Source organism: Prosthecobacter sp. (assembly GCF_044222565.1).
GTDB lineage: Bacteria > Verrucomicrobiota > Verrucomicrobiia > Verrucomicrobiales > Verrucomicrobiaceae > Prosthecobacter.
Map to the genome: position 1 here is coordinate 136823 of NZ_JBGANA010000007.1, position 13366 is coordinate 150188.

11 protein-coding genes are annotated in these 13366 nt (G+C 60.9%); 4 read left to right on the plus strand and 7 right to left on the minus strand.

The annotated features are described in order from the left end of the window. Positions 1 to 72: 72 nt before the first annotated feature. The 3 genes from ACILSR_RS12250 to ACILSR_RS12260 all read left to right on the plus strand — a co-directional run bounded on the left by ACILSR_RS12250 (position 73) and on the right by ACILSR_RS12260 (position 1917). Positions 73 to 198: a hypothetical protein gene (locus tag ACILSR_RS12250; protein ID WP_395750063.1), complete on the plus strand. Its 126-nt coding sequence runs from the start codon at positions 73 to 75 to the stop codon at positions 196 to 198. 268 nt (positions 199 to 466) lie between these two features. Next, complete coding sequence (locus ACILSR_RS12255; RefSeq protein WP_395750064.1) at positions 467 to 1384, plus strand: hypothetical protein; 918 nt, start codon at positions 467 to 469, stop codon at positions 1382 to 1384. An 11-nt stretch (positions 1385 to 1395) separates the two neighbouring features. Then, positions 1396 to 1917 carry a hypothetical protein gene (locus ACILSR_RS12260; RefSeq protein ID WP_395750065.1) on the plus strand — a complete coding sequence of 174 codons (522 nt, stop codon included), beginning with the start codon at positions 1396 to 1398 and terminating at the stop codon, positions 1915 to 1917. Between the two features lie 1130 nt (positions 1918 to 3047). On the opposite strand, the gene ACILSR_RS12265 is transcribed toward ACILSR_RS12260, so the two are convergent. Next, a complete protein-coding gene (locus tag ACILSR_RS12265; protein WP_395750066.1) occupies positions 3048 to 4034 on the minus strand; it encodes an endonuclease/exonuclease/phosphatase family protein in 987 nt (328 codons plus the stop codon). A gap of 86 nt (positions 4035 to 4120) precedes the next feature. Here ACILSR_RS12265 and fabG point away from each other — a divergent pair, with 86 nt between their 5' ends. Then, on the plus strand, positions 4121 to 4867 hold the full coding sequence (fabG, locus tag ACILSR_RS12270; protein ID WP_395750067.1) for a 3-oxoacyl-[acyl-carrier-protein] reductase: 747 nt from the start codon (positions 4121 to 4123) through the stop codon (positions 4865 to 4867). A 153-nt stretch (positions 4868 to 5020) separates the two neighbouring features. Here the strand turns inward: fabG and ACILSR_RS12275 are convergent, their stop codons facing one another. From ACILSR_RS12275 to ACILSR_RS12300, 6 genes are all read right to left on the minus strand, one after another. Further along, positions 5021 to 5476, minus strand: a complete 456-nt coding sequence (locus ACILSR_RS12275) for a transposase (RefSeq protein ID WP_395750068.1) — start codon at positions 5474 to 5476, stop codon at positions 5021 to 5023. Positions 5477 to 5825: 349 nt separating this feature from the next. Next, a complete protein-coding gene (locus ACILSR_RS12280; RefSeq protein ID WP_395750069.1) occupies positions 5826 to 6668 on the minus strand; it encodes a lysostaphin resistance A-like protein in 843 nt (280 codons plus the stop codon). A 6-nt stretch (positions 6669 to 6674) separates the two neighbouring features. After that, positions 6675 to 7706 (minus strand): signal peptide peptidase SppA, encoded by a 1032-nt coding sequence (gene sppA / locus ACILSR_RS12285; protein WP_395750070.1) that lies wholly within the window; start codon positions 7704 to 7706, stop codon positions 6675 to 6677. Between the two features lie 42 nt (positions 7707 to 7748). Continuing rightward, positions 7749 to 9056, minus strand: coding sequence for a DUF1501 domain-containing protein (locus ACILSR_RS12290; RefSeq protein WP_395750071.1), 1308 nt, complete (start codon positions 9054 to 9056; stop codon positions 7749 to 7751). A gap of 11 nt (positions 9057 to 9067) precedes the next feature. Further along, positions 9068 to 11581 carry a PSD1 and planctomycete cytochrome C domain-containing protein gene (locus tag ACILSR_RS12295; RefSeq protein ID WP_395750072.1) on the minus strand — a complete coding sequence of 838 codons (2514 nt, stop codon included), beginning with the start codon at positions 11579 to 11581 and terminating at the stop codon, positions 9068 to 9070. Positions 11582 to 11806: 225 nt separating this feature from the next. Further along, a complete protein-coding gene (locus tag ACILSR_RS12300; protein ID WP_395750073.1) occupies positions 11807 to 13267 on the minus strand; it encodes a hypothetical protein in 1461 nt (486 codons plus the stop codon). Between the last annotated feature and the right edge of the window lie 99 nt (positions 13268 to 13366).

Genomic DNA, 13366 nt, shown 5'->3' on the forward strand with positions numbered 1-13366 from the left:
TGGTTTGTGGGTTGTCGAGTGTTAATTGGCTCGGAAGGACACACAGAGCAAAGGCCCGGTCATTGAAGGAAAGTGCTGTCAGCCTCCGTTGCCAAGGTCGCCATTGACTGCCTCAGGTTCGGTATCAAATTCCAAGGCCTCGACCAACGCCTCACCGGCGTGGAGCATCACGAGCCGGTGAAGGCGCTGCTGGCGTGAGGCGGGGCAAACAAGAAGCGCATGTCAGAACCACCGGCCAACCCACCCAAGAAAGAGATTCCCCGGGGACACATCATTGCTGCAGTGATCATCGTCGTGATATGGTCGATCCTGATCGGTCTGACCATTCTGTTTCTTTTCTGGTTACGTGAAATGAGCGGGATGTGTTTTGAAGACTCAAGGCCATCCATCACACAGCCAACGAGCATCCAATTTTCGTAGCTATCTGTCAGAAAGTTGCGGCCTTGCTTCACCATTTTCCATTCAAATGCCTTCCATCCGACACTCTTTCACACTGTGTATTTATTATGAGGATGGCGGGGAGTTGGTGCCAAATTCGATTGGAGTCGAACTGCCATCGCGATCCATGGTTGAAGAGCTGGGAAGTCTCGTGGGCTTGCCCGTCAAGGGGAGCGGCACTTCCGGGCGTGCGATAGATGTCGATCTTGATGAAAATGACCCGCGTCTTGCCATGCTCTATGCGGCTATTGAGGCGAAGTATCAGCTTAAGCCGAGCCCGCACAGGGTCATACCCGTGGCTGATCGTCAGAAGTACTTTGGAGTGAGCCGCAAGGTGGAATGGACGCCTTCGGAAATAAATTCGGCCGAGTTTTTGCTGTTTTCTGGCTCCAGACAAATAGCGAGCCATGCAAACCCCGACGATGAGCAATGGGCACGCGAGCACTATGTGGCGGAACTCGACAAGAAACAGTACACTGCGGTCCAACTGGGTATCATGTCGCCATTTCAAGGAATTGCAGTGGCGGAGCCTCTCAGAACGAGTTTGCTGGCGGCGAACCTCGCCGGATTGAATCTGACTCCGGTCACCTTTGTGGGTGGAGGCAAGGTTAAGAGGCCGCTTTGGGCTTTGAAAAGTCACGTGATTCTGCCGGACATGCTGAACCCAATTCAGAATGGTCAGGGTGAAGTCGTTGCCTTCGACAAGAAGTGGGATCGTTTCGAATCCCGTCATGTGGATGATGGCAAATGTGATCCGCCCGTTCTGCGCTACCGGCGCGCTGAGATGGAAGCCCTTCAGCCCTTTGATATCGCGATGACGCGAGCACGTCTTGGCAATGGGGATAAAATCGCCTATCGATGGTGCATCGTGTCTCAAAAGTTTCGCACCGAAATGAAACGCCTCAAGGTTCCTGCCTTGGGATATGCCCCTGTTGTTTTGGAGTGAGAGGTTAATCCATGCCTGCCACCACCCTCATGAAGCCCCACTCCATCCTGCTCATCCTTCTGGTCGGCTTCGTGTTTCATCTGCCCGCACTGCGAGCCGAAGAGGTGCCGACGATGACGATGAGCTTCCTCGGCAAATACCAGGCGGTGACGATGACGGCGGTTTCGCTGGAATCGGCGTCGTGGTTTGTGCCGAATGAGGATGGCAAATTCGAGGCGGGGTTTGATCATGCGGCCGAGCTCATCGCGCATTACCGGACCAAGCCGGCGGAGCGGATCTCGGACGGGATTTTTGTGGTGAGCTACACGCACTCCATCCCGCTGACGGAGGAGGAGAAGAAGCGCATGTCTTCGCACCTGCTCATGCTGCAAAGTCACAAGCCCTGGCGCGATGCCGAGAACAAGCTGGTGGAGGAGCTGGTGGCCGCGGCGAACAAGGAGGGCATCCCCGTGTGGATCAACACGAGTCTCAACATGGCCGGCACCTACCAGAACAAACTCCTCACCGATCCCAAGCTGACACTGCGGAAGTAGGGTGACGAAGCGGGGGGCGAGAATGGGGAAAGTTCGCCAAGTTCGACAAATTCACCGGGTGTGTCTCTAACGCGGTGGCAGCTCGGGCAAGAAAGTTCGCCAAGTTCGACAAATTCACCGGGTATGTCTCTCTCGGGAAGGTGGCGGCGGTGGGACACTTCACCCATTTCGCCAAGTTCGCCAAGTTCGCCAATTTCACCAGGTCTCACTCTCTCGGAGTTGGAGGTGGGAAAGTTCGCCAAGTTCGACAAATTCACCGGGTATGTCTCTCTCGCGATTTGGCTGCTGCGGGTAGCTTCCTCAAAAGCCTCAAATACCTCGGGAGGGTATATCCGCAGTTCATCTCGGGCTCTTCCGTCCTGTCGGATGCTTCACGGGTGTGTTCGAGCATGGCCAGTCAGGGGCTAGGTTGGCAGCGCGCTCGCACCCGGGCTGTACTGTCTATGAGGTGATGAAGTATGCCATGGGATGATCTTTCTTTCCTCTTCCTTCACTTGGAATGCACCAAAGGTTGTTTCGTGTCTGTGATCATCTGCCAGATGCTCAATCAAGGAGGGAAAGGCCAGGAACAGAAACTTGGCTGAAAGCCTGCCTTGGTTTCAGGTGTTCGGTCTATTGTGGTATGGCGTTCTTCCATCTACGTTTGGCTGACGGAGAGAGACCCATACCCGGTGAATTTGTCGAAGTTGGATCACTTGGCGAAATGGGTGAACTTGGTGAACTTGGCGAAATGGGTGAACTCTCCATGTCAGACCCGCCACGTGCGGGAGACATACCCGGTGAATTTGTCGAACTTGGCGAACTCACTCCGTCCGCCCCTTTCGCCACCGCTGCTCCGCGGGTACACCCCCCCCGAGGTATTTGAGGTTTTTGAGGAAGTTTCTCCTTCCGGTATGGCTGTGAGTTGGCACCCCAGGTGTTGATACGGTGGAATTTGCAGAAGTTACCGGCCCTCCAACCGGCTCATGCTAGATGCCCGGGCGGCGGAGCGGCCCCATTGGCTGCGTTGGTCGCTTGCCTGTTATTTTCAAATAGCAGGCGGCGCTCCCGCCTTGCCACTGGGGCCGCTGCGCTCGCCGGTCAAAATGACAATCTTTTCGAGAACTGGTCTAGGCTATCGCTTTCTGACTTCACCGCACAATCTCCACCAGCACCGATCGGTGATCTGATCCAGCGTCGGGGCCGATGGTGCGCTTTTGGATGATGAGGCCGCCTTTGGTGAGGACGTGGTCGATGGGGATCATCATGGGCAGGTTCAGGCCCCAGGTGGGAGGCCAGACGGGATCCACGGAATGGAAATCGAGGCCGCTTTTTTCGCGCAGCAGGAGCATGCCTTCGCACCAGGGGGTGGCATTGAGATCTCCCGCGACGATGACTTCGCCCTGCAGGCCGGAAACGAGGGTGGCGATGGCGGACAAATGGTCCCGCCATTCCTGCGCCCGCGTATTGTTCATCGGCGGGATGGGATGGGTGCCGATGAAGGTGAGGGGGCGTCCGAGGTGATCGAGATTGAGGATGAGGGTGGGCAGGCGCCACTGGGAAAAGCGCCGGGCTTCGAGACTCTTCAGCGGCAGCCGGGTGTAGCAGGCGATGCCAAAGTGCCCGTCGGTCAGCTCCTCCGCCCGATGCGGGTATTTCACGCGCAGCGGTTCCAGACTGTGCTGCCAGGTATCATCGACTTCCAGCAGACAGACGACGTCCGCATCTGCCTTGAGCACGTGATCAATGGCGGCGACGTGGTTTTTGTTCTCGGTCAGCACATTGAAGGTCATCACTCGCAGCGGTTTCTCTGCAGCGGGGGAGGGCAGGGGACTGGCGGTCTGGTGATAGGCGTGGATGATGTGCACATTCCACAGCAGGGAAAACAGCGCGAGCAATGCCAGCCAGGTGCGGCGGCGGAGCAGCGCAAAAAGGAAGGCGAGGGCGCATGCGATGACATATTGCAGCCGGAAGTGGGACATGAGATCGCACACCCAGTGGTAGCGCCCCAGGCTGCCGAGCCAGGTGCCGGCCAGGGAAAGCGTGGCCACGACCTCGCACAGCCCGCCGAGCGAGACGAGTTTCTTCCGTGGGGCGGAGGGGGTGGGGTTGTCGGCAGGCGGCGCGTCGTCACTCATCGGCAATGGGTGGGGGATCATGGCGCGCTCCGGACGGGTTGCACCTTCTTCTTGCACGCCGGTGCATGCCGTTCATGGGTGGGTGCATGGGTAAACTTCAAGACCAGATCGCAGTCGTCACCGGAGCCGGACGTGGCATCGGCAAAGCCATCGCTGAAACCTTCGCCGCCGAGGGCGCGAAAGTGGCCGTCGTCAGCCGTACACAGGCCAATGCGCAGAGCGCCGCGGACGCCATCAATGCCAAATACCCGGATGCCGCCAAGGCCTACGCGCTGGACGTGGCTGACGGCGCCGCCTGCGCCGAGGTGGGCAAGCAGATCCTCGCCGATTTTGACCACGTGGACATCCTGGTGAACAACGCCGGTGTGACCAAGGACGGCCTGCTCCTGCGCATGAGCGAAGAAGACTGGGATGTGGTGCTGGATACTAATCTGAAAGGCGCCTTCAACATGGTGAAGGCCTTTCAGCGCAGCATTTTGAAGCAAAAGGGCGCACGCATCATCAATATCAGCTCCGTCATCGGACTCATCGGCAATGCGGGACAGGCCAACTACGCCGCCAGCAAGGCCGGCCTCATCGGCTTCACCAAATCGCTCGCCCGTGAGTTCGCTGGCCGTGGAGTGACTGCGAACGTCATCTGCCCCGGCTTCATCGCCACGGACATGACGCATGTGCTCAATGACACGCTGAAGGCTGAGATCCTCAAAAAGATCCCGCTCAACTCCCTCGGCGCCGCCGAAGACATCGCCGAAGCCGCCCTCTACCTCGCCAGCCCCGCTGCGAAGTACGTCACCGGCCAGGTGCTGGCGGTGGATGGCGGGATGGTGATGTAGGCTGGATGTCGAGGAGATGGCCAGGAAGGCCAACGGCCTTTTTTAGCTAAGCCCAGGGTTGGAACAACCCTGGGTTTTCGCCATAGCGTCCCCTCATATGAAGGGCGAACCACAACGTGGTTCTGTCCTTGGCCGCCCTACGCATCGGATCTTTTAATCCCAGACATACCTCTCATCCCAGGCCTGGCCATGGCGGCGCAGCAGTTCGCGATATTCGTCTTGGAACGTGATCTTTCGGTGGTGCTCTTCCTGCCGCAGAATGTAACGCGACACGGCTTCCAGATTCGATTCAGACACCGAAAAACATCCGTATCCAGCCTGCCAATGAAACTGGCCGAAGATGCCGCCGCGTTTTTGAATCCAATTGGATGAAACGCGTTTGATCTCCTTCACGCACTCCGCGATGGAAAGGGTGCGAGACAATGTGGTCAGCAGATGCACGTGATCCGCGACGCCACCGACATGGACCGGCAGGCAGTCCAGAGTCTTTGCGCATCCGCCCGGATACGCATGTGCCTCGGAACGAAACGCCGGGTCATGGAAGGCTGGTTCACGCCCTTTGGTGGAGAACACGGTGTGAATTAGAACTCGGGCCAGAGATTGTGGCATGGCGCAAGTTTTGGATCATGCGGGCCATGGACGCAACACCGTTGGTGTTGCACGGAATGGGAACGACGGATGGTGCGTTGAACCCAGGGTTGTTCCAACCCTGGGCTTAGTTACGGAAGGCCGTTGGCCTTCCAGAGCAAGCATCCGAGTGAACCACACCGAGTATTCAGCCAATGCAGCATCCGAGTGAACCACACCGAGCATTCATTCAATGAGGCATCCGCTATAACTAGAACCGAGCACACAGCTAACGATCATCCGCTGCGACCCACTGTCCCTCGCGTCTCCGCCACTACTTCGAACTCCATGTGCGTCAGTCTTATTTCGCGGTGCTCCATAGCATCCAGCCTCAACCCTCCCCAAACAGCATCATCACGATGCTCACGCCATTGAAGATGGCGTGGAGGATCATGGGGACGAGCAGGCAGCCGGTGATCTCGTAGGCCAGGCAGAGCAGCACGGCGAGCATCCACAGGGGCATGAGGCTGCCGATGTGCATGTGGATGATGGCAAACATCAGTGATGAAGCCAGGGCGGCAAAGGGTGCGTCCGTGTAGCGTTTCAGCACGCCATAGACGAAGCCACGAAACAGCGTCTCCTCCGCCAGCGGCGCGATGACCACGGCGAGCAGCACGACGAGCAGCTTGAGGCCGTAGCCGCCGGACTGCTGAAAGGCCTTCACGGTCTCCTGCGGCTCCATGTGGGGCCAGAAGCTCTGCAGCCACGAGGAGGAGAGCGAGGCCACCAGATTCACACAGACCAGGATGACGACGGTAAACACTGCCACCGTCACGGCCAAGGTGCGCCAGTGGATGTTTTGCAGGCCAAACAGCTCTCCAGGGTTCATGCCACGCAGGCGAAACAGGTAGAGCAGCACGCCCGCGCAGACGATGAGATGGAAAAGCATGCCCGCCACCAGGGTGGCATCGTTCACTTTGCCTTCACCAGCAGCGGCGGCTGCGGTGGTGTCCGCGGGCTGCATGAACACGAGGATGTAGAACAGGCCCAGTCCGGCCAGCGCCACCAGGTCCGGCGCGCCGTAGGGGCTGGACATGACGGCACCTTCCCGATTCCACGAAACTTCCGGGCGCAGCTCCCGCATCATGCGATAGGCCACCAGAGACAGTGCCGTGACGATGCTGGCAAAGATTGCCAGGTCATGCAGCACGCCGAATGAGGATGCGTCCACCATGATCAATCAATGCGCAAAGCTGGGTGGCAGGTAGTAAGGCACGCCGGGCAGGAGCTTGGGCATCAGAGCGCTGCTCACATCCAGCTCCATTTTGGCCGGTGCGGCGCCCGCTTTGGCGGAGGCCATGCCGAGGGCGTCAAACAGGCTGACCTCATGGCGATACTTCACCACGCCTGCATCGGCGGATTTGCCCAGCGTGCGGGCCAGCGCATACGCGTCCTCCACGTAGCCGATCTGGTCCACCAGCTTGGCATTGAGGGCCTCACGGCCGGTGACCACGCGGCCGTCCGCCACGTTTTTGAGCTGTTCTTTTGGCACTCCGCGAGACTCGGACACGATGCCGAGGAAGCGGTCGTACATCTGCGTGACCAGATTTTGCACGTAGGCCTTTTCATCCTCGCGCATGGGGCGTGCGCCGCTGAGGGAGTCCTTGAAGGCGCCGCTGGTGAAGGCGGTCATGGAGAGGCCTACTTTGCCGAACAGCTCGCTGTAGTTCATCGTCTCGATGATCACGCCGATGCTCGCTGTCAGCGTTGTCTCGCTGGCGACGATCTTCGTGGCGCCGCAGGCCACGTAGTAGCCGCCGGAGGCCGCCATGGCGTCCATGTAAACGACCACGGGCTTCACTTTCGCGGCTTTTTTCACCGCATTGTAAATGATGTCAGAGGCCGTGACCTCGCCGCCGGGGGAGTTCACCCGCAGCACGATGGCCTTCACGTTCTTGTCGTTCACGGCCTGCTCCAGCGCCTGCTTGATGGGCTCCACGCCTGGCATGGCCTCGGCGAAGATGCCGCTCACGGACATGGAGGAGATCACGCCTTCGAGGTCGATGTGGACGATCTTGTCCGCGGAGGATTTGGCGGGGTTTTCCACCACCACCTCATGCAGGTGGCGCTTGGGCCGCGCGGCGGTGAAGGTGGCGTCCGTGCTCACGTCAAAGTCCAGCTTTGTCACAAACAGGCCCACATTCAGCAGGATGCTCCCGATCAGCAGCAGCAGCATAAAGAGGGTCAGACAGCCATAGGTTTTATTGCTCATAGTGGCCGGATGCTAAGCGGCACGCACTGCCTTGCCAAGCGCTCACGCCACTATTTCTTTCACCACGCTGCCATGCACATCGGTGAGTCTAAAGTCCCGTCCTGCATGCCGGTAGGTAAGCTTTTCATGGTCCATGCCCAGGAGGTGCAGAAGCGTCGCATGCCAGTCATGGATGGGGACTTTGCCGGCCACGGCCTCGTAGCCGTAGTCATCGCTGGCACCATGACTGAAGCCTGCCTTGACTCCGCCGCCGGCCATCCACAGCGTGAAGGCTTTCACATTGTGGTCGCGTCCGTCCGTGCCCTCCGCATGAGGTGTGCGGCCAAACTCTCCGCCCCAGATGACCAGCGTGTCCTGGAGCAAGCCACGGGCCTTGAGATCCACCAGCAGGCCGCGCAGCGGAAGGTCCACGGCCGCGCAGTTTGCGGGCAGCTTTTCACCCAGGCCGGCATGGTGGTCCCAGTCGCCATGATTGATCTCCACGAAGCGCACTCCAGCCTCGACCATGCGGCGGGCCAGCAGGCATTTACGGCCAAAGTCATCCGTCACCGCATTGCCGATGCCGTAGAGCTTCTGCGTGGCCGCGCTCTCCTTGGCCAGATCCATCACGGCGGGCATCTCGCTCTGCATTTTGAAGGCGAGTTCATATGAGGCAATGAGGCCCTCCACCTGAGGCGCGTCCTTTTCCCGTGCGAGCTTGGCGCGGTTCAGTGTCTGCACGAGATCTAGCTCCGCACGCTGCGCGGCGGCAGGCAGCCTGGGCCGCAGATTGGCCACCTCCGCCTGGGAGATGGGGCGCTTCTCCGCGCCTATGCGCGTGCCTTGATACTGCGCCGGCAGAAAGGCGCTGCCGTAATTCTGCGCGCCACCAAAGCCGCTCGCGGGGGTGAGGGTGATGAAGCCCGGCAGGTTCTCATTCAGCGAGCCCAGTCCGTAGAGCGTCCAGGCTCCGAGGGAGGGGCGCACAAACTGAGAGCTGCCCGTATGCATCTGCAGGTAGGCCTGTGGATGCGCCGGCAGCTCCGTCTGCATGCCGTGCAGAAAGCAGAGGTCATCCGCGCTTTTGGCCAGCTCTGGAAACAGCGAGGACATCCAGCGGCCGCTCTGACCGTGGCGTGAGAACTCCCAGCGCGAGCCGAGCAATTGCGTGCCTGCGCGTGTGCCTGGCCTGCCGCTGTCCGCATTGAGCTTCGGTTTGTAGTCAAAGGTGTCCACGTGGGATGGCGCGCCGCGCATGCAGAGAAAGATCACGCGTTTGCGCGACTTCACGGCTTCACTGGCAGCCAGCGCGGAGAGCCCCAGCCAGCCAAAGCCGAGCGAGGTGTGTTGCAGAAAGTGGCGGCGGTTCATTCAGGGAAAGTTCAGTTGAGAAAGAGAAAGTCAGCGCTGGCAAACAGCGCACGGCAGATGCTCGTCCAGGAGGCAAGGTCATTGCGGTCCAGCCTGCGTGCGGCCTCCGCCTCATCCGCGTGCGGCTCGCGGCCGTAGGTCAGGCGGCAGGCCAGCGAGAAGCGGCGCTCAAAGCTGCCCTCAGCCATCACGCGCCTGGCCATAAGCCCGGCCTGCTCCGCAGCAAAATCACTGTTCATCAGATACAGCGCCTGCGGGGGCACGAGAGTGGTCTCCCGGGCGCCTGTCACGCTGCTGGGGTCTGGCAGGTCAAACACCGCCAGCACCTCCGGCTGCACGTTGCGCGCCACCGGCAGGTACAGGCTGCGGAAGCGCCCGTTTGCCTTCACGATGGCCTCCTCCTGCAGCACCTGGTAGCGCTCCCCGCCGATGGGGCCGTCTCCTGCCAGACCGATGAGCGAACCCACCACCGGCGTGCGATCCAGCGTGCCGCTGGCCGCCAGCATCGCATCGCGGATCTCCTCCGCATCGAGGCGGCGCATGCTGGCATGCTGAAGCAGCGCATTGTCCGGCTCCGCAGACTGGCCCTGCTCATCCTGGGCGGGTGAGGACGACGCCTGCTGATAGGTGCGGCTCATGACGATGTGCTTGACGAGCTTTTTCAGACTCCACCCTTCCTGAATGAACTGCTGTGCGAGATGATCGAGCAGTTCGGGGTGGGAGGGCCTGGCACCGCTGGCGCCAAAGTTGTCCACACTTTCCACCAGTCCGCGGCCAAACAGCCAGTACCACACCCGGTTCACCATCACGCGGGCGGTGAGCGGGTTTTGCGCGGAGGCGATCCACCCTGCCAGCTCCAGCCTGCCGCTGCTGCCCGGCGGGATCTTCAATCCGCCGCCCTGCTGCTGCGCGAGGAACTCCGGCAGCCCGCGAGGCACGGCACCGCTTTCTTTTTCGATGCTGCCGCGCACGAACAGCGGGCTGTCTGCAATGGCATCAAAGCCGCTGCTCCGGCGTCCGCGGGTGGCTGGCCCTCCAGAGCTGGCGCTTCTTCCCGGGCGGCGCTGCACGGGGGCGGTCACCGGCTTGTCAAACACGCCCATGATCAGCGTCTTGGGCGAGCCATCCGGATTGAAAGCGGAGATCTCCGTCTCCACCTGCTTTGCGCGGGTGATAAGGCGCACGACATCGAAGCTGGACATCTGCTGGCCCATCGCTGCGCCGCCCTGCTGCGCACCGCCTGGAGCACGTGCGGCCAGCGCGGCGTTCCGGCGGGATACCAGATTGTCATATTCAGTCTTGCTGCGAGCCCAGACGGCCGGGTCCATGCGGCGGGAGGTCTTTGGCAGGCCCGCCGAGGCTGGCACATCAATCAGGCTGGTCGCATTCCGCCCCTGCACGCCGCCCACGGTGCCAAAGCGCGTCTCGGTGCTGAGAAAGATGCCCGCCAGCGCCGTGTAGTCCCGCTGGGAAATGGGGTCAAACTTGTGATCATGACAGCGGGCGCAGGAAACCGTCATTCCCATGAAGGCCTGGGACACGGCATCGATCTGCTCGTCCGCCAGATCCACCGCAAACTGGCGCGGGTCCGCCCCGTTGAGCGGCTTTGGCCCCACGGCGAGGAATCCGGTGGCGACGAGCTTGCGCGCACGGTCCGCGTCTCCGGTGTCCGGCAGCAGATCTCCCGCGATCTGCTCGCGAATGAACTGGTCAAAGGGAATGCCGGCATGCATGGCATCGATGACGTAGTCGCGGTAGCGCCACGCCTCGGGCATGGTCACATTCACATCGCGCCCGGTGGTTTCCGCAAAACGTGCCACGTCCAGCCAATGCCGTGCCCAGCGCTCGGCGAAGGCGCGGGAGGCGAGCAGTTCATCCACTTTCTGCTCGTAGGTGCTGCCGGAAAGATTTGAAGCGGCGGCGGTTGCGGGCGGCAGACCGGTGAGGTCAAAGGAGAGCCTGCGCAGCAGCGTCGCGGCATCCGCATCTGGCGCGGGGCTTAGCTGCTTCTCTTCAAGCCTGGCCAGGATGAAACGGTCAATGCTGGTCCTGGGCCACGCGGCGTTTTTGGGCTGCGGCACCGCCGGCTGTGTGAGGGGCTGGTAGGACCACCACGCCCGCGCCGCCACGGGATCATACGCTTTGGTGATTTTCACCGCTCCTTCCCGCGGATCTGGCGCTCCCATTTGAATCCACTGCTCGAAGTCAGAGATCACGCTCTCCGGCAGTCTGCCGCCTTTGTTTTTCGGCGGCATGGCAGTGTCCGCATCGGTGGAGCGAAGGGCGGAGATGAGCAGGCTTTTGCCCACATCTCCCGGTACCACGGCAGGGCCGTTCTCACCGCCTTTGCGAATGGCTTCGCGTGAGTCCAGCAGCAGTTCTCCTTTGATTTTCTCTGCCTGCGCCGAGTGGCAGGAGTAGCATTTTTCCACCAGCACGGGACGGATCCGCGACTCGAAGAAAGCGCTCTGCTCCGGTGTGGTGGCGGCCGCGCTGGTGACCGCGCATAGAAAGAGGAGTCTCATGGTGATGCTGCTCTGAAACCGACGCCAAGGGCGAAGTTGTGCAGGTGCCCGCAGATAAATGAAGATTAATGCAGCGCGGACACATGGCACGTCAGGCTCTGGCAGCACCGGATGACGTGAGGGTTCCGGAGTTGCCCCAGCCATCTGCACCGGGACAGGGAATGCGTCTCCGCTGCTTTGCCGGCGGTGCTGCATGCAGAAGCAAGCTGCCTTGTCAGTGCGCGATTATTTGAAAAGTCCCTTCAGCCCCTTGAAGGTGTCGATCAGTCCCTTGGCCTTCTCCTCGATGCCGCTGCCCAGAATGTTGTCCAGCTTGATCATGGCGTCTGGCTTCACTTCTGGATGAGACAGCGAGCCGGTGACGGTGAGGTCAAAGGTCAGGCGGCCGTTGCTGTCGGAGAGGCCTTCGACGATGAGCTGTGAGAGTGTGCGGTTCACACCATGGCTGGCGATGCCCTGCACAAGGCTTTGCTTCAAGGCCTCCCCGCAGGACATCCGGGTGAGCAGGCCCTGCTGGTCTTTGGCAAAGTCCATCCACGAATTGTGCTTGATGGTGTACTCGTAGTCCGGCAGTGCGAACTGCGTGTCCTCCCGAAAGGAAATGGACTGCTCGCGGTAGAGGATGTGGGCGTTCACGTTTTGAGCCAGCGTGCCGCCGATGCGGATGCCGCTGATGTCGATGCCTTTCTTCTTGAGCGAGTCCAGATGCGTGCCTGCGGCGTCGCCGATGGTCATGTTGCCGCCGATGGTGGATCCACGGTCGATGACGACATTGAGATCTGCCGCGGGGGACCAAAGGCGTGTGGCGGGGTCCACGGGATTCACCATGCCATCGCCATGCAGCGTCATGTCTGCAAAGCGCACCTGGCGTGGCTGCCCGCCGATCTGCGCCACGCCATCCACCACGACTTTGGCTGCCAGGCGGACCTTCAGGTGATTGTGAGCCGTGAGGTTTTCCGGATCGATGTCCATGTCGGTCAAAGCGAAGTTGAAGTCGCTGATGTCCGCATTGAACTGGGAGTCCACACCCTGATTGGAAATGTGGAAGTGGCCCTGTTCGATGGCGATTTCCTGCAGGGACAGGCGCGTGGCGGTGGGCTGCGGCGTGGTAGGTGCGGAGACGGGGGGCGTGGTCAGGGCAGGGGGCGGCTCCCCGGGAGGCGGCACAGCAGCCACCGGTGGCGGGGACTGCAGCGGGATGGCACGCGGCACATCGTCCTGCTGCTGCATCAGCGCCAGCTTCTCCGGTGGAGGCTGGAAGAGCTTCTGCAAAGAGCTGCCCTCCCGCGGGCTGATGGTTTCATTCACATCCACGCCGATGAGGCGCAGCACCCTTGGCATGAACTGCCGCTGCCACAGGCCATCCGGCTCCAGTTCCAGATAGGCCATGTCCACCTTCACCGGTGCGTGCTGCATCGGCGGCCGCGAAGCCACGGGGGTGCCGACGTATTGATCGCGCGGGCCGATCTTGAGGCCGGAGAGGCGGAGGCTCGGCGGCCAGGAAAAGAGGGAGAGAGTTACATCCTCCAGCTCCACGCGGGCATTGATGTTCTTTTCCGTCTCCAGGGTCAGCCGCTCCTTGCTCACATACTGGCGCAGCCACCAGACACCGCCCAGTGGCGCCGCCACGGCCAGCAGGACGCCCAGTGCAAAAAGAACGAGGATGATGCGGGTGATCTTCTTCATGCCCCTGATCATAAGAGGAACACCGCACAAAGCAAACACCGCAGATCAGATCAGACGGCGCCGCTGCGGCAGGTGTTTGTGACCTCGCCCAGCATCCGT